We start from the raw sequence: 20,237 nt of genomic DNA, 5'->3' as shown, positions 1-20,237 counted from the left end.
CTGGTGGCGGTGGCCACCGCCGGCTCCGCCCTGGTCGCGGTGGGCGATTTTGGCACCGTGGTGCGCTCGGTGGATGGGGGCCAGACCTGGACCCAGGCCCGCACCGTGCCGGTGAGTGGCCTGCTCACCGCGGTGAGCTTTGCCGATGCCCGAACAGGCTGGGCGGTGGGTCACGGGGGCGTCATCCTGGCCACCACCGACGGCGGCGACACCTGGCAGATCCAGCACGAGGCCGAAGGCCGGCCGGTGCTGCTGGGGGTGCATTTCAGCGACGCCCAGCACGGCTATGTGGTCGGCGCCTACGGCACGGCCCTGCGCACCACCGACGGCGGCAAGACCTGGGCGCCGATGGCGGTGGGGCAGGGGCGGGATGCCGACCTGCACCTCAACCACGTCTTCCCCGGCGCCGATGGCGCCCTGTTTGCTGCCGGCGAGAGTGGCGCCGCCTTCGCCTCGCAGGATGGGGGCGAGCACTGGACGCGTCTCGACACGGGCGTGACGGGCTCCCTGTGGTCGGGCCTGCAGCGTCGCGACGGCCGCCTGCTGCTCCTCGGCATGAGCGGGCGGGTGCTGGAGAGCAGTGATGGGGGCAGGCACTGGAAAGCCCTGGACACCGGCACCAGCCAGGCCCTGACCGGCGGCGTCGAGGGGCCGGACGGCGAGCTGGTGCTGGTGGGGACGGGCGGTGCCGTGGTGACGTCGAAGGACGGGCAGCTCGTCACGCGCATCCGGGAGGACCGCCAGAACCTGGCCGCCGTCGCGGCTGTTTCCGAGGGCGGCAAGGCCCTGGTGCTGCTCGCCCAGAACGGCGTGCTGCGCGAAGCCGCAGCGAAATAGCCGCAGCCAAATGACATCGAGGACAACACCATGCTGGAAAGACTGATCGGCCTGCTTCGCGGCGAAGTGCAGGCGGAGGCGGCCGAGCGCGGCCCCTTCGAACGGCGCCTGATCGCCGTGGCGGCCCTGCTGCTGGAAACCATGTACGTGGACCGGGTGGCCTCCGAGGCCGAACACCTGGCCGTCAAACGCCTGCTGATGGCGCGCTTCCACCTGCCGCCCGACAGGGTCGAGGAGCTGGTGGGGATCGCCGAGGTGCGCTACGCCGAAGCCCTGGACGACTGGGAGTTTGCCGAGGCGGTGCGGGTCGGCTTCGGGCCGGGCGAGCGCCAGGAGATCCTCACCATGCTGTGGGAGGTGGCCTATGCCGACGGCCTGGAGAAGCTCGAAGGCACGCTGATGCGCCGCCTGGCGCGCCAGCTGGATCTGGGTGACGGCGCCGCCGAGATTGCCCGCGCCACCGCGGGTTCCCGCGCCGGCATCCTGCGGGGCACGCCCGGCGACGCCTGAATCGAATTCATTTTACCCCACTACAAGACCGATGAAGAGGAGACACCGATGAAGAAACTGCATGGTATCGAACTGGGCGCAGGCACCGCCGCCTTCCTGGACGCACCCCAGCGCATGATGATCGGGGGGCAGCGGGTGGAGGCCGTGAGCGGTGAAACCCTGCCGGTCATCGACCCGGCCAGCGGCGAGGTGTTCTGCCGCGTGCCAGCCGGTGATGCAGCCGACATCGACCGGGCCGTGGCCGCCGCCCGCCACGCCTTCGAGGCGGGCGAGTGGTCGCGCCTGCGCCCGGTGGACCGGGAGCGCCTGCTGCTGCGCCTGGCCGACCTGCTCGAGGCCAATGCCCAGGAGATGGCCGAGCTGGAGGCCATCGACAACGGCAAGCCGGTGACCATGGCGCGTCATGTGGACGTGGCCCTGTCCATCGACTTTCTGCGTTACATGGCTGGCTGGGCCACCAAGATCGAAGGTTCCACCATGGAGGTGTCGGTGCCCCTGGTGCGCGACCGGGAGTTCTTCGGCTTTACCCGGCGCGAGCCGGTGGGCGTGGTGGGGGCCATCATCCCGTGGAATTTCCCGCTGCTGATGGCCGCCTGGAAAGTGGGGCCCGCCCTGGCATCGGGCTGCACCATGGTGCTCAAACCAGCCGAGGAGACCCCGCTGACGGCCCTGCGCTTTGCCGAGCTGGTACAGGAAGCCGGCTACCCGCCGGGTGTGCTCAACGTGGTCACCGGCCTGGGCCATACGGCGGGCGCTGCGCTGGCCGCCCACAAGGGCATCGAGAAGGTGGCCTTCACCGGCTCCACCGAGATCGGCAAGCTGGTGGGCAAGGCGGCCCTCGACAACATGACCCGCGTGTCCCTGGAACTGGGGGGCAAGAGCCCGGTGATCGTGCTGGATGATGCCGACCCTGCGGTAGCCGCCGCCGGGGCGGCCCAGGCGATCTTCTTCAACCAGGGCCAGGTGTGTACGGCGGGCTCGCGCCTGTACGTGCATCGCAGCCGTTTCGATGAGGTGGTGGAGCAGCTTGCGGGCATCGCCGCGGGTATGAAGATCGGTCCGGGCATCGATCCGGGCACCCAGATCGGCCCGCTGGTGTCGGCTGTGCAGCAGCAGCGCGTGCTGGGCTACATCGACAGCGGCCTGGGCGAGGGCGCGCGGGCGGCGGCGGGCGGCGAGGGCACGGACGGGGCGGGCTATTTCGTCAGGCCGACGGTGCTGGTGGATACCCGCGACGACATGCGCGTGGTGCGGGAGGAGATCTTCGGGCCGGTGGTGGTGGCCATGCCTTACGCCGATCTCGACGAGGTGGCCCGCCGCGCCAATGACACCCCCTACGGCCTGGCGGCCAGCATCTGGTCCAACGACCTGTCCCGGGTGCATCGCCTGATCCCGAAGATCAAGGCCGGCACCGTGTGGGTGAACTGCCACAACATCCTCGACAACGCCATGCCCTTCGGCGGCTACAAGCAGTCGGGCATCGGGCGCGAGATGGGGCGTGCGGTGCTGGATATGTATACGGAGTCGAAGTCGGTGGTGATGATGCTGTAAGCGGGGTCCGGCCCCCCTGTGGGGTCCAGTTCATTCGACCTTCGGGGGGGGAGCCTTTACTGGCCGGCTTTCCCGTGATTGGCGTAACGTTGGCCGGGACTCGCCCCGGCGGGCGACCTTCTTCTTTGTTGTACGACAAAGAAGAAGGCAAGAAAGCGTACCCCGCTGTCGCGCCCCCTTCGGGGGTGCCCTCCTTCCGGGCCCGTCAGGCGGGGTCTGCGCAAACTCGCCCTACGGGCTCAAACATGCGCAGCCCTTTTTCCGCCTGCCGAACCCTCCAGTCGGCGCGCCAGAGGGGAGAGGAAATGCAGGTGCTCAGCGGCCAGTGCCCGACTCAATTTCCGCAGGGGCTCGGTGTATCCGAAAAGCCCGTTCCGACCCGCCGAGCAGCGCAGCAGCAGGCGGGGAAGTCCGGCGCGGCTGTTTGAGCCCGCAGGGCGAGTTCCGCGCCGGCCGCCTGCTGGGAGCAGCACAGGGGAGTCATTCGCGCAGCGAATGACCGGGGTGGCCGGGTCGCCTTTCTTGCCTTCTTCTTTGGCGAAGCAAAGAAGAAGGTCGCCCGCCGGGGCGAAATCCCGGCCAACGTAACTTCATGCACTGGAAAGCCAGCCAGTAAGGGCCCAAACCAAGAACGTCGAACGAACTAGTCATGTTCGCGTCCGGCATGCACTCACTATCCCTGCCATGTCCGCCGGGCTTGGAGAGCCTTGCCGGTCCATCAAACTTACTCCGGGCTGATCACCAGCACGGTGCCGTTGCGGTCTTCGGTGACCCACAGGCGGCCGCGGGGGTCGGCCTTGATGTCGGTGGGGGCGCCGAGGGGATGGCGGGCGGTGGCCTGCCATCCGTCCACCAGCACCGTGAAATTGCGCGCCGGCTTACCCGAGGCGTCGAAGCGCCAGGCGATGATGCGGTGGCCCTGGCGGCGGTAGCCATGCAGGCCGATGATCAGGCTGCCGCGCCAGGGATCCGGCGCTGCGGCATGGGTGTAGAAGACCATGCCCAGCGGGGCCGAGTGGGCGGGCAGCAGGCGCTCGGGCTTGGTATAGCGGCTGCAGTCCCCCGGCGCGAAGGCCGGGTCGAAACGGCCCATGTCGGTGCAGTAGGGCCAGCCATAGTGGGCACCCGGGCGGATGCGGTTGAGTTCGTCGTGGGGAAGGGTTTCCGAATCGCCTCCGCCGGGCAGGGTGTCCCGGCTGTTCTCCGCCTGCCACAGGCTGCCCTCGGGGGCGAAGGCCAGGGCCATGGCGTTGCGCAGCCCGCGGGCATAGGGCTTGCCCACCCAGCGGCCGTCCACCTGGGCGTAGCGCCAGATGGCGGCGCCCGGGGCCTCGCGCTCGGCTTCGGGGCAGCGCATGCCGCGGGGGGCCGGGGCGTCCTCACAGTGGTCGGTGCTGGCGCCCACATTCACATGGATGGCTCCGTCCGGGCCGAACACGAACTGCTTCAGCGGGTGTCGGCCCTCCGTGGGCAGGCCGGTGATCACCGGGGTTACGGTGGGCGGGGTGCGTTCCAGGTTCACCCTCAGGATGCGGCCGGCCTCAGCCAGATAGACCTGACCGTCCGGCCCCGTCTGCAGGCCATGGGGCCGGTCCAGCCCCTTGAGCAGGGGGCGCACCTCGTAGCCTCCTGGCCTTGGGCTGAGCATCAGCAGCCGTCCGGCCGGGGCGTCCCAGCGGCCCAGATCGGTGACCAGCACGCGGCCATCGGACAAGGGCAGCACCCCCCGGGGCAAGCCCAGCCCGCGGGCGGCCAGCCCGACGCAGAAGCCCTTTGCCACCTTGAGCTGCACAGCCGGGACGCCGGCGCACTGGCCGGCGGTGAGATAGCGGCTGCCGCGGGTGGCGTGGGCGTCGCCCGTGCTGGCGCCGGCAAGGGCGATCAACAGGGCAAGGAGGTGGGCAGGGCGGTACATGCCTGGGGGAGCCGGTTCGGAGCGCAGCGCTGCTTGATCGATGCGCTCAGTCGGCGGCGATGTCGGCGAGGATGGCGCGGAGTAGCTGCCAGGCCTTGCCCACCGAGGCGATGTCCACCCGCTCGCCCGGGGCGTGGGCGCCGCGGATGGTGGGGCCGAAGGAGACGATGTCCATGCCCGGATGGCTGGCGCCGAGGATGCCGCATTCCAGGCCGGCATGGATCACCTTGACGCAGGAGGCCTGCCCGAAATCCCGGGCGAACACCCGCTGGCAGCGGGCCAGCAGGGGCGACGCCGGGTTGGGCGTCCAGCCGGGGTAGTGGCCCGATACATCAGCGGCGGTGCCGGACAGGGCGAACAGACTGACGATCTCGTCGGCCAGGGCGATGCTGCCGCTGTCGAGCAGGGAGCGGACCATGAAGTTGCAACTGCCTGAGCGCGGGTTGAGATCCACCACACCGAGGTTGTTGGAGGTCTCCACCACGCCGGGCACGCTCAGGCTGCGGCGGCGCACGCCGTGGGGGGCGGCATGCAGGGAGGCCAGCCACAGGGCCTGGTCGGCGCTGCTCATGAGGTCGCTGGCGCTTGCCACGGCGAGGCTCAGGGTCACGCCCTCATCCACGCCGCGCAGGGCCTCGCGCAGTTCGGCCTGGGCGGCGGCGAGGGCGGCTTCCAGGGCGCTGCGCTGACCGGTCGGCAGGGCCACGGTAGCGCGGGCTTCGCGGGGCAGGGCATTGCGCGCGGTGCCACCGGCAAGGCTGGCGAGGCGCAGGGCGTGGGTGCGCTCCAGGCTGCGCAGCACCCGCACCAGCAGCTTGATGGCGTTGCCCCGTTCTTCATGGATGTTCACCCCGGAGTGCCCACCGCGCAGGCCGGCGAGGGTCAGTGTCCAGGTCTCCCAGTCCGCGGGCAGCGCGGCCGGCGTGCCGGGGCGGCTCACATTCACGTCCACGCCGCCGGCACAGCCCAGGTAGAACTCGCCCCAGTCCTCCGTATCCAGGTTGAGCATCAGGCGCCCTTCGAGGGTGCCGGGCTGCAGCCCCTGGGCGCCGCCCATGCCGGCTTCCTCGTCGACGGTGAGCAGGGCCTCGAGGGGACCATGGGCCAGGGTGTCGTCGTCCAGCGCAGCGAGGATCAGGGCCACGCCGATGCCGTTGTCGGCACCCAGGGTGGTGTCGTCGGCCACCAGCCAGCCGTCGCGCAGGGTCGGGCGGATCGGGTCGCGGGTGAAATCATGGGCGGTGCCGCTGTTGGCCTGGCACACCATGTCCAGGTGGCCCTGCAGCACCACGCCCGGGGCGTGTTCGTGGCCGGGGCGGGCTGGTTTGCGGATGATCAGGTTGCCGGCCTCATCCACCCGGGTTGCCAGCCCGCGCCCATGGGCCCAGGTCTGGAGGGCGTCGCGCACGGGGCCTTCGGCTTTGGACGGGCGCGGAATGCGGCACAGGGTGGCGAAGTGCTGCCACACGGCAGCAGGCTGAAGATCAGTGATGAGGGTGTTGGAATGGGGCATGGGTTCGGGATCGCAGGAAGGGGCTTGCCCGCAGCGTACCGCGTCCGGGCGGGTTTTTCAGCCCCGCCGGGGGAAGCGTCTGTGGTGTCAGGCGGGCCGCAGAAAGTTTGCGGCGAACTGCTCGGCGGGCAGGGCGGGGCTCAGCAGGTAGCCCTGGTAGAGATCGCAACCCATCACCTTCAAGGTCTGCAGGTGGGCGGCGGTTTCAACGCCTTCCGCGACCACCGAAAGGGACAGGCTGTGGGCCATCGCAATGATGGCACGGACGATGGCGGCGGCATCCTGGGGGTTTTCGGCCCGCTGCCCGGCGAGGGGAAAGATGAAGGACTTGTCGATCTTCAGGCGGTTGACCGGCAGGTTGCGCAGATAGGACAGGGACGAGTAGCCGGTGCCGAAATCGTCCAGGGCCAGGTGCAGGCCATGCCGCCGGAGGGCGCGCAACTCACCGATGGCAGGCCCCTCGGGCTGGATGAGCACCGATTCGGTGACTTCGAGCTCAATGCTGTCGGCCGGAAGACGGTGGGCCTGCAGGCGCTGGACGATGCCCCGTGCCAGGCCACTGTGCCAGAACTGGCGCGGTGACAGGTTGATGGCGATGCGCGGTGGGGTGGCGCAGTCCGCATGCCAGCGGGCGGCCTGGGAGATGGCCGTATCCAGCACCCATTCGCCGATGGTGTGGATCATTCCGGTTTCCTCGGCCACCGGGATGAAGTGGTCGGGCGGAATCAGACGCCCCTCATGACGCCAGCGCAGCAGGGCTTCGGCACCCACCACGCGGCCGTCGGCCACGTTGACCTGGGGCTGGTAGTGCAGCTCCATCTGACCGCCCGCAATGGCGTTGCGCAGGGCGGCTTCGAGGGCTACCCGGCGCTGCAGGCGTTCGTTCATCTGCTCCGAGAAAAAATGGCAGCTTGCTCCGCCCCGGGCCTTGGCGGCGTACATGGCGGTGTCGGCATTGCGCAGGAGCGTCTCGGCGTCGGCACCGTCGCCGGGAAACAGGGCGATGCCGATGGTTGCCGCAGTGTGCAGATCAAGCCCGGCCTCGCGCATTGGCCGTGTGATGGCTTCGAGGATGCGTTCGGCCACATGCCCTGCGTCCCCGGCGCCGGAGATTTCCGGCAGAACGGCGATGAACTCGTCGCCCCCCTGGCGATAGACCTGGTCAAGGGGGCGCAGGGCTTCGGCGATGCGGCGGGCCACGCTCTTCAGCATCATGTCGCCGACCGAATGCCCCATGGCGTCATTGATGGTCTTGAAGCGATCCAGGTCGATGAACAGCACTCCCAGCATGTCACCCCGCCCGGCGGCCCGGGAGATCAGGCGCGGAACCTGTTCCATCAACTGGCTGCGGTTGGGCAAGCCGGTGAGGGAGTCGTGGTGGGCAAGGTAGCGGATGCGCGCCTCATCAGCCCGGCGCTCCGAGATGTCGGTGATGGAGCCGGCCATCAGGCGCGCGACGCCCCGTCTGTCCCGCTGGGCCACGCCACGGGCCGCCAGCCAACGGTAGGCGCCATCCGCCGCCTGCACCCGGTACTCGTGATAAAAATGGGGGGTGATGCCCTTGAGGTGGCTTGCTACCGCCTCGTGGTAGCCCGCCCGGTCATCCGGATGTATGAGGCGTGTCCATTGCTCCGAATCGCTGAGGAAGTTGTCGGCGTAGCCCAGGATGCTGGACAACCGTCGTCCGACTTTCAGTTCTTTGTTGACCGGGTCCCACTCCCACATCCCGTCATTGGTGCCGATCATGGCCAGGGCGTGGGCGCGGGTGATGCGCCGCAGGCGGGCGATCTCGCAGAGGCAGGCAATGAGGATCAGCCCCACGCCTGCGCTCACCAGCGTCGTGTAGGGCGGCAGACCCCTGTCGTTCGAGACGAAGACCAGTGCTCCCGCAATCATCAGGGCCAGACTCGACGAAACGATGAGCAGAAAGACGCGGCATCGTCGTTCCGTCGCCCGGGCAGGGGCAGGCTCGTCCTTGTCGTGGAGGGAATTCATGGGCTGAAGCGGGCGAGACCGGGTTCGTTGATGCAGTCTTATCGGCCCGACGCCCCACGCCTTGAACCACCCCGGCTACCCGGGGCGCCCGGACCGGGTGAAATCACCACGGCCGGACGGCGCGGTGGCCTGCCCTGCTCGCCACCGCGGATGCCGTTGGGAAGTCCCGTTCTTGCAGGGCTCAGGCGGGCGCTGTCACGTGCAGCGTGTTCGGATGGAACACCTCCAGTGTCGTGCGGTGGGCAACACTGACCACGGTGCAGTCGGGCAGGCGGTCGATCACCATCTGGTAGAGATGGGCCTCCGTGTCGTTGTCCAGGGCACTGGAGGACTCGTCCATGAAAAGGATGTCGGGTCGATAGAGCAGGGCGCGGGCGAAGGCCAGGCGCTGCTGCTCGCCCGGCGAAAGGCGATGGCCCCAGCGTGCGGTTTCATTGAGCCGGTCGGCGAGGTGGGGCAGGCGGCAGTCACGTAGCAGCTGTGCAAGGCTTGTGTCGTCAGCGCTGCCGGGCTCGGCGGGGTAGGTCAGGGTGTCGCGCAGGGTGCCGTCGCCCAGGTAGCTTTTCTGGGGCATAAACATGACGCGCGCTCCGGCGGGCAGGCACACTTCGCCACCGCCGAAGGGCCAGAGACCGGCGATGGCGCGCAGCAGTGTGCTCTTGCCTACGCCGGAGGGGCCACGCACCATCCAGCGCGCGCCCGGCTCGAACAGAAACTCACCGACACGGGACAGGGGGCGGCCATCGGGCAGGGCCAGCGCGACCTGGCGGCCGGCGACGTCGTCAGTGGCGGGGTCACGCTGCACGCGGATGCCCGGAGGAGGCGGGGGGGCCATGGCCCGCCGCATCGCCTCCAGTCGCCGGGTGCGCGCCGAAAGCTGGAAGAGGTCGCGGTAGGACAGGGCGAACCAGGCGACCGCTGCGGTGGTGGCGGCAAAGGCGGAGATGTCCTGCATCAGGGTGCCGAGCGAGAGCTCCCCGGAAAGGACCTTGGGGGAGACGGCGATGATGGGCACCAGTACGGCAATTACCGAGAAGCTGGTGGTGGCCACGCCGAGATAGATGTTTTGCCGCATGATCTGTTGCCAGTTGCGCACGATCTCGCCGAACAGCCCGTTCAGACGCCGCTGTTCGACGGCCTGGCCCCGGTACAGGGCGATCTGCTCGGAGGCTTCCCGCACCTTGGCCAGAGCAAAGCGGTAGTCGGCTTCGAAGGACTGCTGCGCCACCGTGAGCCCGGCCAGGCGGTGGCCGGCCAGGTGGGTGACCAGGGTTTGCAGCACCCCCCAGAACACGGCAAGCCAGAACAGGTAGCCGGGAATGGTGAGCGTGGAGCCGCCAATGTCGAAACTCATCGGCCCGGCGCTCTGCCACAGCACCCAGCCCATGGTGCCAAGGGAACCCAGGTTGACGATGAAGCCCTTGGTGAGGCTCAGCATCAGGCGTACGTACTCGGCGATGTCTTCGGTCAGGCGCTGGTCGGGGTTGTCGCACAGGCTGTCGCGTTCGATACGGTAAAAAGTGTCGCCGTCCAGCCAGCGGCCCACCAGGTTCTCCGTAAGGTGGCGACGCCAGCGGATGTCGAGCGCCTGCTCCAGGTACTGGGCGGCGGTGGCGACCGTGACCAGGATGGCAACCGCGCCGAAGAAGAGGGTCACCGCCGAATAGAAGGCCGCTGCGTTGAGCGTTTGCAGCGCATCGTAGAAGGCCTTGTTGATCTCGGTCAGCCAGAGATTGAGCCCCGTGAAGGCGACCGCCAGAACGATGATCGCCAGGGCCAGCCCCCAGGCGATGCGCCGTTGCGCGGGGTCGGTCCAGTAGGGCTTCGCCAGGCCTAAGGCGGTTTGGGTGACAGGGATCATGGTGGGCTCCATTGAAGAATTGGGCGTGATTGTCGCAGAAGGTCCCCAGTGCAGTGGCATTTCGTAAGGCCGCTTGGCCGACGCCTTACTCCGCCCGTTTGCCCACCCGGTACTGCAGTTGCCCGCGCCGCAGTTTCAGCAAGCGCGCTGCGGCTGACAGATTTCCCTCCGTCCGCCGTAGTGCGGTGGTGATCATCAGCGCTTCCGCTTCCTCCAGTGACAGCTGCGCATCCAGCAGGCGGTCGATGGCGTGCTGAATGGGGATTTCTCCGTCAGGGCGCAGTAGTGCTCCGGAGCGGGCGTCGGTGGGGATGGAGGAGGGGAGGGGCAGGGGGATCTGCTCGCCGCCCGAGAACAGGTGCTCCACATCGATGCTGCCATCGTTCTCGGCCAGGATCACCGCCCGTTCGATGATGTTCTCCAGTTCCCGGATGTTGCCGGGCCAGTCGTAGGCCCACAGCTTCTCGCTCGCGTTGCGGGTGAGGCCGGCAATACGCTTGCCGAAGCGGAGGGCGTAGCGTTTGACGAAGGTGTCCACCAGCAGGGGGATGTCTTCGCGGCGTTCACGCAGCGGTGGAATCTTGACCGGGAAGACGTTGAGTCGGAAGAACAGATCTTCGCGGAAGCGGCCGGCTTCCACTTCGCTGCGCAGGTCGCGGTTGGTGGCGGCGATGATGCGCACGTCGATGGGCCGGACGTGGGTGTCGCCCACCCGTTCCAGCTCGCCCTCCTGCAGTACGCGCAGGAGCTTCCCCTGGGCGTGCAGGGGCAGGCTGCTGATCTCGTCGAGGAAGAGGGTGCCACTGCTGGCCCGCTCGAAACGTCCGGGCCGGGACACGGTGGCGCCGGTGAAGGCGCCCTTTTCCACGCCAAACAGCTCGGCTTCCACCAGGTCCTGGGGGATGGCGGCGCAGTTGATGGAGATGAACGGGCGTTCGGCCCGCGGCCCGAGGGCGTGCAGGGCCTTCGAGAAGCGCTCCTTGCCCACCCCGCTCTCGCCGGTGAGCAGCACGGTGGCGTCGGTGGGAGCGACGCGTTTGATGAGGTAGGCCACCTGGTTGAAGCTGCTGGAGGCGCCGATCAGATCGGGTAGCTGGCGGGCCGTTTCGTCGGAGGGCGTGGCCCGGGCCGGCGGGGTGGCCCGGCGCCGGGGGGTGGCGATGAAGTCTTCCACCTGCAGGAAGCTCAGATGGGCCTCGGCATCATCGCATTCCTCCAGCGGCTGGCCGATGACGCGGCAGCGGGCGTGCCCCATGGCCACACATTCCACCTCGCGCCACAGGATGGGCCGCCCCATCAGCGCGGTGGTAAAGCCCGTGGCGTAGCCCACCATCATCCAGCACGCGGGCGACCCGCTGACACCGAACTGGGCGCGGTGGATGTCCGCCTCCCAGGACGACTCCCAGTAGTAGTCGCTCCAGAAATCCCCGGTTTCCTGGTTGAACTGGATGCGGTCCACGGCCTGGTTGCGCACAAAGCCTTCCATCTCCCGCAGGCGCGGGCCATAGGCAAAGGTCTGCTTCAGGTCGCCACCCACCGATGCGTTCAGGCGCCGGGCGTCTTCCATGCCCTGCTGGTAACCCAGGCGGGTGAAGAGTTCCCGGGTGGACGCCATGCCCAGGCGCTCGATCAGCTCCCGCCGCAGGGCGGCCAGGGTGAAGCCGTGGATCAGCAGCATGCGCTGATCGAGCAGCAGGATCTGTCCGCTGTCCGGATCGAACTGGACGTACTTGGAAATTTCCCGGTCGTCGATGTCTCCGGGAACGGACTGCAGGTGGCGGTCGGCGGGCGCGGACATGGGGTGGGTCTCCGGTGTCTGTTTTTATTGATATGTCTAAAAACAGCAAATTGAAGTTGCGGATTTCAATCGTCTTGATTCTAGCCTCGGAGGGGCGAAAAACAGAAATATTTATGAATCAATAGATTGAAGTGATCTCAACCGCTGGCACGGGGATTGCCAAGTGCTGATCAAGGGCCCGCAGTGGCCCAGGCACTTTCACCCCAAAGGAGACCCGGTTGTGTTGAGCTCTCAACCCATGCTGGCCGTTCGCGTCTGCGAAGTGCGCCACCCTGCCATTGATGTCCTGAGTCTTGTGCTGGCGCCTCTCGACGGCGGGCCCTTGCCGGCCTGCACGGCGGGGGCACACATCGACGTGGCCCTGCCCAACGGCATGCTGCGCCAGTATTCCCTGTGCCGGAGCGGCCCGGCGTTGGCGCAGTACGAAATCGCCATCCTCCACGACCGCACCGGGCGGGGCGGGTCGGCCTGTGCCCACCGGGATATCCGCCCGGGCGACACGCTACAGATCAGCCCGCCCCGCAACCTCTTTCCCCTGCTGCCCGAGGGCCGCCCGGTGCTGTTTGCCGGTGGCATCGGCATCACGCCCATCCTGGCCATGGCCGAGGCCTTGCAGGCGGAAGGGCGGGATTTCGAGCTGCACTACTGCAGCCGCAGCCCCGAGCGGGCCGCCTACCTGGATGTGCTGACAAGGGCGGCCTACGCCCCGCAGCTACGGCTTTATCACGACAGCACCCCCGAGGCCGGGCGCCTCGACGCCGAGGGTGTGCTGCGCCAGGCCGGGGACGACGCCCATCTCTATGTATGCGGCCCGGCGGGCTTCATCGGTCATGTGTGTGACGCCGCCCGGCGGGCGGGCTGGCGCGAGGCGCGGGTGCATTTCGAGCATTTTTCTGCCCCCACCCGGCCGGCCGGCACCACCGGCGGCTTCGAGCTGATCCTGGCCCGGCGGGGCGTGCGCGTGCCGGTCGGCCCCGCCGAGAGTGCCGCCCAGGCCCTGCTGGCCCACGGGGTGGACGTCAATGTGTCCTGCGAGCAGGGCATCTGCGGCGCCTGCCTGCTGCCGGTGCTTGATGGCGTGCCTGATCACCGGGACGTCTTCCTCAGCGTGGCCGAGCGGGATGCCAACCGCTGCTTCACACCCTGTTGCTCCCGCGCCCACAGCCCGACCCTGACCATCGATTTGTAAGCATGGCGGCAGACGCCGTCATGTTTCCGCTGCCGGGCGCCTGCCCGGCCATTCCACCTGGAGAAGAAAAAATGGAGACAAGGAAGAGTGTCACTTACCTCAGGGACGCGTGGTATGTCGCCGCGCTGTCCACCGAAGTGAGCGCCGAGGGCCTGTTTGCGCGCACGCTGCTCAACACGCCGGTGCTCATCTACCGCAAACAGGATGGCAGTCCGGTGGCCCTGCAGGACCGCTGCCCCCACCGCTTCGTACCCCTCAGCATGGGCGTGCGCGATGGCGACGAGGTGATGTGCAAGTACCACGGCCTCAAGTTCGACTGCAGCGGCGCCTGCACCCGCAACCCCCATGGCAACGGTCATATCCCCCGTGCCGCCCGCGTTCGCACCTTCCCGCTGCTCGAACGCTTCGGATTCGTGTGGATCTGGATGGGTGACGCCCCGGCCGACGAGGCAAAGCTGCCTGACTTCAGCCCCCTCACCGAGGGGCATCCCAACGGGGTCGGCTTTACCTACATGCACCGCAAGACCTACTACGAGCTGATCACCGACAACGTGATGGATCTGAGCCACGTGGACCACCTGCATGGCGAGATCATCTCCACCCGCGGCCAGCTCACCCCCCAGGTGCCTCAGGTCAAGGAGACCGACAGCAGCGTGGCCACCCGCTGGGAGTGGAGGCAGACCCCGCCCATCTTCATCCTCAACCAGTTTCTGCCCGAACCCATGGCCGAGGCGCGGCACTTTGTGGAGGTGAAGTTCATGGCGCCCACCACCGTGCAGCTGCAGATCGGCGCCACCCAGGACGACCAGGCCGCGCTGGATCTGGCTGACTGTGTGGGCCAGTACGACCTGCACACCACCACCCCCGAGACCGACGGCACCACCCATTACTTCTTCGCCACCCGCCGCAATCATCTGGTGGAGGACGCCGACTACAACGCCGCCAAGATCAAGGGCATGCACGACGCCTTTGTGGACGAGGACGGCCCCTATGTGGATGCCCAGTACGCCACCATCGGCAACGCCGACCTGCTGAGCCTCAACCCGGTGCTGCTGAGCAGCGACGTGGGGGCGGTGCGGGCGCGGCGCATCCTGCGCAGCGTGATTGCCGACGAAGTGCGGCGCAGCCAGCCCGACGCCGCGGACAGCCGCCCCGTCGAGCGCGTCTGAGGGGGTCGAGCATGCAGATCAAGCTTCTTGCCCGCGCGGTGGCCTGGGCCTGTACGGGCATGGCCCTGTCGGGGCCGGCCCTGGCCTTCACGGTGGACTCGGACTCGCCCGATCTGGCCATCTCCTGGGATACCACCCTCAAATACAGCACCGCCTGGCGGGTGCGCGGGGTGAGCGACAGCGTGGCACCTGCGGGCCTGGCCGGGCTCACGCCCCAGGTCAACACCAATGACGGCGACCGCAACTTCAGCCGCGGGCTCATTTCCAACCGGCTCGACATCCTCACCGAGCTGGGGGTGCGCTACAAGCGCGACAGCGGCTTCCGGGTAAGTGCGGCGGGGTGGTATGACGACGTGTATCAGCACGGCAACGACCGCAGCGCCGCCGACGCGCCCGGCCTCAACCAGAGCGGCCCCTACGACCGCTTCAACAAGCACACGCGCATCACCCACGGGCGCAATGCCGAGGTGCTGGATGCCTTTGTGTATACCCGCCAGTCGCTGGGGGACATGAACCTCAACCTCAAGGCGGGCCGCTTCACCCAGCTTTACGGCGAGAGCCTGTTCTTCGGCAACAACGGCATTGCCGGCGCCCAGACGCCCCTGGACCTGGCCCGCGCCTTGTCCGTGCCCAACTCCCAGTTCAAGGAGGTGGCGCGGCCGGTGGGACAGGTGTCGGCCCAGCTACAGATCACGCCCGACGTGATCGTGGGGGCCTACATCCAGCCGGAATGGCGCAAGTCGCGCCTGCCGGCGGCGGGCAGCTACTTCAGCTTTGCCGACTTCGTGGATGACGGCGGCGAGCTGCTGTACACGCCCTATGGCCCGGCGCGGCGCGGCAAGGACATCGAGCCCGGCAACGCGGGGCAGGGCGGGATGCAGGTGCGCTTCAAGTCCGGCGACAGCGAGTACGGCCTGTATGCCGCCACCTTCCACGAAAAGCTGCCCCAGTTCTACGCCCGCTTCAACGCCGGCCCCGGCGGCGTGGTGCCGCAGGATTACGTGATGGTCTTCGGGCGCAACATCCGCACGGTGGGTGGCAGCTTCAGCACCTTGTTCGGGGACACCAATGTGGCGGGGGAGCTGTCCGTGCGCAGCAACCAGCCCCTGGTGGCGGCGGGCAGCTTCATCTTCCCCATCAACGACCCGGCCGCCGATGGAGGCAGCAACGCCCGCTTTCCCAAGGGCGACACCCTGCACCTCAACCTCTCGGCGGTCAGCGTGCTGGGGGCCAACGCCCTGTGGGACGGGGCCTCGTTTCTCGGCGAGTTTGCCTTCAACCGCCGCCTGCGCGTAACCGACAACCCCGAGGCGCTGGACCCCAATGCCACCCGGGATGCGGGCGCCGTGCAGTTCGTGTTCACGCCGGAGTACTTCCAGGTGCTGCCCGAGACCGACCTGCAGCTACCCATCGGGGTGAGCTATGGCCTGTTCGGACGCTCGTCGGTGAATGGTGTGCTGTTCCCGGCGGAGCAGGGCGGCAGCATCAGCCTGGGGGCCAAGGCCGTGTATCAGAAGGCCTGGCATGTAGGCCTCAACTACACCCACTACATCGGCTCGGCCGGTTCGGTGGCCACGCCCGCCGGTCTCAATTCCTACCAGAACTTCCACGGGGATCGCGACTTCGTGTCGCTGTCGATTCAGCGCAGCTTCTGATCACCCGCCTACAAGAGGAATCCCAACATGAAGAGCAAGACAATCATCCATCTGGTCGTGGTCGGTGCACTGGCCCAGTTTCAGCCGGCGCTCGCCGCGGTGTCCGCCGACGAGGCCGCCCAGCTCAAGACCACCCTCACGCCCCTGGGGGGTGAGCGCGCCGGCAACAAGGACGGCAGCATTCCCGCCTGGAGTGGGGGCGGTGCCAAGGTGGCCGGCACCAAGGTGGGCGACGTGCCGGTGAGCGTCTTCCCCGGCGAGAAGCCCACCCTGCAGATCACCGCGGCCAACCTGGCCCAGTACGCCGACAAGCTCTCCGAAGGTACCCAGGCGCTGATCAGGAAGTACCCGGACTCCTTCCGGGTCAATGTGTACCCCACCCATCGCACCGCCGTGGCGCCCCAGCATGTGTATGACGCCACTGCCCGCAACGCCACTGCCTGCAGGACGGTGGAAGGCGGCTTGTCGGTGGAGGGCTGCTTTGGGGGTGTGCCCTTTCCCATCCCCAAGGCGGGCATCGAAGTGATCTGGAACTATATCCTGCGCATCGAGCCCGAGTCGGTGGAGTTCGGCTCGAAGAACATCGTCGGCACCGCCAATGGTGCCCGCACCCTGGCCACCCGCACCGACAATTTCTTCCAGCATCCCTACTACTACAAGGAGGGTTCGGCCAAGGGCTGGAGCGGCGAGTACTTCATCCAGCGCTTCAACACCACGGCGCCCCCGTTCAAGGCCGGAGAATCCCTGGTCCTGCGGGACAGCATCAACGCCAAGGCCCCGCGCCAGGCCTGGCAGTATCTGGTGGGCCAGCGTCGGGTGCGGCGGGCGCCCACGGTGGCCTACGATACGCCCGACTTCGTGTCCTCGGGGGCCAACTACTTCGACGAGGTGATGGGCTACATGGGCCATCCCGACCGCTTCGAATGGAAGCTGGTGGGCAAGCGCGAGATGTACATCCCGTACAGCAACAACGAGCTGGTGACGGCGAAGGAGGCCGAGGCCTACGACAAATTCCACCTCAATGCCGCCAAGCTGCGCTGGGAGCTGCACCGGGTGTGGGAAGTGGAGGCCACGGTGGTCTCGGGCAAGCGCCACGCCGTGCCCAAGCGCCGTTACTACTTCGATGAAGACACCTGGCTGCTCGCCCTGGTGGATGGCTATGACTCGGAAGGCAAGCTGTGGCGCACGTCCATGGTGCCCAACTTCTTCGTACCCGCCGTGCCGGCGGTGCTGGCCAAGCCCGTCACCATCCACAACTTGCAGGCCGGCACCATGAGCACCGTGCAGGGCCTGTTCCAGGACGAGGCCTACCGGGTGGTGCCGCGCAAGAACGAGTCCTTCTTTACCGGCGACGCCGCTGCCGCCGACGCAGACCGCTGAAGCAGACCGCTGAAGCCCCCGTGCCGGGCACTGCGGTCCGCCGCAGTGCCCGGCGCACATCCGGGCGGTCACTCGCCCGGCTTGCTGCACTGCAGCTTTACCTTTTTGTCACCCCACCCGGCCTGGCGGACAAATCCGTCAGGCGCGGGGCTGGCGGCTCTCCCCTGTTCTTCCTGCTTTCCCTTTTCGAATCAGTCCTTTGCCAGATGTGGCACGGCGGCTGCATTAGTTGTCCTTGTGGAGGCATCAGATCTGTTGATCCGAAGCCGCCCTCTACAAGAATGTAAAGCGACGAGATGGAGACACCCCATGCCCCACACCGTGACCATCGCCGACACCGGCGAACACTACGCCTGCACCGGGGATGAATCCCTGCTGTCGGCCATGGCCCGGCTCGGGCGGCGGGGGATTCCGGTGGGTTGCCGGGGCGGAGGCTGCGGGGTGTGCAAGGTGGAAGTGCTGTCCGGCGACTTTCACACCCGGGCCATGAGCCGGGACCACGTCAGCGATGACGACCGGGCCAGCCACAGGTTGCTGGCCTGCCGGGTGTACCCGGCCAGTGATCTTTCCCTGAAGGTGATCGGCAAGCTGCACACGCGCGTCTGCGGGCCGGCCACCGTTTGATGAACTGCGTTTGACCTATCCATACCGATAAAGAGGAGACGAGAAATGGCAATGACTGGTGTTCTGCGCCCGGGCCACGCCCAGGTGCGTGTGCTTGATCTGAACGAGGCCGTGCGCTTCTACCGGGACGTGCTCGGCCTGGTGGAAACCGGCCGTGACGCCCAGGGCCGCGTGTATTTCAAATGCTGGGACGAGCGCGACCACAACAGCTATGTGATCCGCGAGTCGGACCGGGCCGGCCTGGATTTCTTCGGCTTCCGCGTTCTGGACAAGGCGACCCTCGACAAGTTCGAGACCGACCTGCAGGCCTATGGCCTCACCACCGAGCGCATCCCCGCCGGCGAAATGCTGGCCACCGGCGAGCGGGTGCGCTTCACGCTGCCCTCGGGCCACGTGATGGAGCTGTACGCCGAGAAGGACAAGGTGGGCAACGGCATTCCGCTGATCAACCCGGCGCCCTGGAGCAAGGCCCGCGACAACGGCATCGCCCCGATCCGCCTCGACCACGCCCTGCTCTATGGCCCCAGGGTGGCCGAGGTGCAGAAGATCTTCACCGAGGTGCTGGGTTTCTACCTGGTGGAGCGGGTGCTGACGCCCGATGGCCAGGGCAACGCGGCGATCTGGCTGTCCTGTGGGCAGAAGGTCCATGACATCGCCTTTGCCGAGTATCCCGAGCCGGGCAAGCTGCACCACTGCTCCTTCCTGATGGAGAGCTGGGACCAGGTGCTGCGCGCCGGCGACATCATGTCCATGAACCAGGTGGCGGTGGACATCGGCCCCACGCGCCACGGCGTGACCCGCGGCTGCACCATCTATGCCTGGGATCCGTCCGGCAACCGCTTCGAGACCTTCTTTGGCGGCCATCTGCCCTACCCGGACTACGAGACCATGACCTGGACCTTTGACAACTTCGGCCAGGGCCTCGACTACCCCCAGCGCAAGCTCCACGAGACCTTCCTGACGGTCGTGAGCTGAGGCCGGCATGGACACCACCCGCCGTTTCGTGCGCCCCTCGGGCGAGCGTCCCGATGGCTTCGTCGAATTCGAGTTTGCCATCGGCGAGCCGGAGGTCTTCGTCGAGATGATCCTCCCCCGCGAGGCCTTCACCGCGTTCTGCCTTGCCAACCGGGTGGAATTGCTGCCGCCTCGCGACCCCGACGCTCCTCCGGGTGACTGGGACTGGCGCCTCGCCGATGCCACCCACACCCGCTTCAGATAATCCGAACAACAGGAGACACCCACCATGCAGATCGACCTCCGCACGGTCGCCATCACCCCCCGGCGCCAGGCCTTTGACCATCTGGTGCGCCGTTTTGGCGACAAGCCCGCTTCGCGCTACCAGGAGGGCAGCTACGACATCCAGGCCGCCGAGAACCTGCACTACAGGCCCACCTGGGACCCGGACCACCAGCTCTACGACGCCAGCCTGAGCCGCATCGTGATGGCCGACTGGTACGCGCTGAAAGACCCGCGCCAGTTCTACTACAGCACCTACACCCTGACCCGCGCCCGTCAGCAGGAGACCGCCGAGGCCAACTTCAGTTTCGTTGAAAGCCGCGGCCTGGGGGACATGCTCTCCGACGCGCTGCGTGACGTGGCCCTCAAGGTGCTGGTGCCCCTGCGCCATGCCGCCTGGGGCGCAAACCAGCACAACACCTTCATCTGCGGCTACGGCTTCGGCACCACCTTCACCCAGCCGTGCATGTACCACGCCATGGACAACCTGGGCATCGCCCAGTACCTGTCGCGCCTGGGCCTCCTGCTCGGTGACGCCGACGCCCTCGACGCTGGCAAGGCCGCTTGGCTCGACGCCGCCGCCTGGCAGCCCCTGCGCCGCTACGTGGAGGACTGCCTGGTGTGTCGCGACCCCTTCGAGCTCTTCGTGGCCCAGAACGTGGCCCTCGACGGCCTGCTCTATCCGCTGGTGTACGAGCGCATCGTCGACAAGCACCTGTCGGTGCAGGGCGCCTCGGCGGTGGCCATGCTCACCCAGTTCATGAGCGACTGGTTTGACGAGACCCGCAAATGGGTGGATGCCGTGCTCAAGGTGGCGGCCGCCGAATCCGACGCCAACCGGGACCTGCTCGCCGAATGGACCCGCGGCTGGAGTGCCCGCGCTGCGTCGGCCATGGTGCCCATCGTCGAGCTGGCCCTCGGTGCCGATGCCGACGAAGCCGTCGGCGAGCAGCTCGCCGCCTTCCAGGCGCGCATCCAGAAAACCGGCATCGTCCTCTGAAAGG

Annotated in this window: 16 protein-coding genes; 11 read left to right on the top strand and 5 right to left on the bottom strand. The window is 67.6% G+C overall.

What is annotated here, in order from left to right:
* The 3 genes from J0L98_RS14425 to J0L98_RS14415 form a co-directional block, all read left to right on the top strand.
* The coding region (locus J0L98_RS14425; protein ID WP_296412469.1) for a YCF48-related protein at window positions 1-837 on the top strand (837 nt) is incomplete at its 5' end.
* A 30-nt stretch (window positions 838-867) separates the two neighbouring features.
* Window positions 868-1,347, top strand: a complete 480-nt coding sequence (locus J0L98_RS14420) for a TerB family tellurite resistance protein (RefSeq protein WP_296412468.1) — start codon at window positions 868-870, stop codon at window positions 1,345-1,347.
* Window positions 1,348-1,395: 48 nt separating this feature from the next.
* Window positions 1,396-2,898, top strand: a complete 1,503-nt coding sequence (locus J0L98_RS14415; protein ID WP_296412467.1) for an aldehyde dehydrogenase family protein — start codon at window positions 1,396-1,398, stop codon at window positions 2,896-2,898.
* 724 nt (window positions 2,899-3,622) lie between these two features.
* Here the strand turns inward: J0L98_RS14415 and J0L98_RS14410 are convergent.
* The 5 genes from J0L98_RS14410 to J0L98_RS14390 all read right to left on the bottom strand — a co-directional run bounded on the left by J0L98_RS14410 (window position 3,623) and on the right by J0L98_RS14390 (window position 11,980).
* Window positions 3,623-4,813, bottom strand: coding sequence for a PQQ-dependent sugar dehydrogenase (locus tag J0L98_RS14410; RefSeq protein WP_296412466.1), 1,191 nt, complete (start codon window positions 4,811-4,813; stop codon window positions 3,623-3,625).
* Window positions 4,814-4,859: 46 nt separating this feature from the next.
* Window positions 4,860-6,326: an aminoacyl-histidine dipeptidase gene (locus J0L98_RS14405; protein ID WP_296412465.1), complete on the bottom strand. Its 1,467-nt coding sequence runs from the start codon at window positions 6,324-6,326 to the stop codon at window positions 4,860-4,862.
* Between the two features lie 87 nt (window positions 6,327-6,413).
* Complete coding sequence (locus J0L98_RS14400; protein ID WP_296412464.1) at window positions 6,414-8,321, bottom strand: GGDEF domain-containing phosphodiesterase; 1,908 nt, start codon at window positions 8,319-8,321, stop codon at window positions 6,414-6,416.
* 181 nt (window positions 8,322-8,502) lie between these two features.
* Window positions 8,503-10,182, bottom strand: a complete 1,680-nt coding sequence (locus J0L98_RS14395) for an ABC transporter ATP-binding protein/permease (protein ID WP_296412463.1) — start codon at window positions 10,180-10,182, stop codon at window positions 8,503-8,505.
* Window positions 10,183-10,267: 85 nt separating this feature from the next.
* Window positions 10,268-11,980, bottom strand: a complete 1,713-nt coding sequence (locus J0L98_RS14390) for a sigma-54-dependent Fis family transcriptional regulator (protein WP_296412462.1) — start codon at window positions 11,978-11,980, stop codon at window positions 10,268-10,270.
* A gap of 223 nt (window positions 11,981-12,203) precedes the next feature.
* Between J0L98_RS14390 and J0L98_RS14385 the strand changes: the two genes are divergently transcribed.
* The 8 genes from J0L98_RS14385 (at window position 12,204) to J0L98_RS14350 (ending at window position 20,233) form a co-directional block, all read left to right on the top strand.
* Window positions 12,204-13,169, top strand: a complete 966-nt coding sequence (locus tag J0L98_RS14385) for a PDR/VanB family oxidoreductase (protein ID WP_296412461.1) — start codon at window positions 12,204-12,206, stop codon at window positions 13,167-13,169.
* A 71-nt stretch (window positions 13,170-13,240) separates the two neighbouring features.
* Window positions 13,241-14,338: an aromatic ring-hydroxylating dioxygenase subunit alpha gene (locus J0L98_RS14380; RefSeq protein WP_296412460.1), complete on the top strand. Its 1,098-nt coding sequence runs from the start codon at window positions 13,241-13,243 to the stop codon at window positions 14,336-14,338.
* Window positions 14,339-14,349: 11 nt separating this feature from the next.
* Window positions 14,350-15,993: a DUF1302 domain-containing protein gene (locus J0L98_RS14375; RefSeq protein ID WP_296412459.1), complete on the top strand. Its 1,644-nt coding sequence runs from the start codon at window positions 14,350-14,352 to the stop codon at window positions 15,991-15,993.
* 27 nt (window positions 15,994-16,020) lie between these two features.
* A complete protein-coding gene (locus J0L98_RS14370) occupies window positions 16,021-17,373 on the top strand; it encodes a DUF1329 domain-containing protein (protein ID WP_296412458.1) in 1,353 nt (450 codons plus the stop codon).
* A 309-nt stretch (window positions 17,374-17,682) separates the two neighbouring features.
* Window positions 17,683-17,997, top strand: coding sequence for a 2Fe-2S iron-sulfur cluster-binding protein (locus J0L98_RS14365; RefSeq protein ID WP_296412457.1), 315 nt, complete (start codon window positions 17,683-17,685; stop codon window positions 17,995-17,997).
* 45 nt (window positions 17,998-18,042) lie between these two features.
* Window positions 18,043-18,972 carry a catechol 2,3-dioxygenase gene (locus J0L98_RS14360; protein WP_296412456.1) on the top strand — a complete coding sequence of 310 codons (930 nt, stop codon included), beginning with the start codon at window positions 18,043-18,045 and terminating at the stop codon, window positions 18,970-18,972.
* Between the two features lie 7 nt (window positions 18,973-18,979).
* The gene (locus tag J0L98_RS14355; RefSeq protein ID WP_296412455.1) at window positions 18,980-19,216 is read left to right on the top strand and encodes a phenol hydroxylase subunit; all 237 of its coding nucleotides are present in this window, start codon (window positions 18,980-18,982) and stop codon (window positions 19,214-19,216) included.
* Between the two features lie 24 nt (window positions 19,217-19,240).
* Window positions 19,241-20,233 carry an aromatic/alkene monooxygenase hydroxylase subunit beta gene (locus J0L98_RS14350; protein WP_296412454.1) on the top strand — a complete coding sequence of 331 codons (993 nt, stop codon included), beginning with the start codon at window positions 19,241-19,243 and terminating at the stop codon, window positions 20,231-20,233.
* The last annotated feature ends 4 nt before the right edge of the window (window positions 20,234-20,237 follow it).

Source organism: Zoogloea sp. (assembly GCF_017302315.1).
Classification (GTDB): Bacteria; Pseudomonadota; Gammaproteobacteria; order Burkholderiales; family Rhodocyclaceae; genus Zoogloea.
The sequence above is the reverse complement of the archived record's forward strand: the minus strand, read 5'-3'. Positions and strand labels throughout refer to the sequence as shown.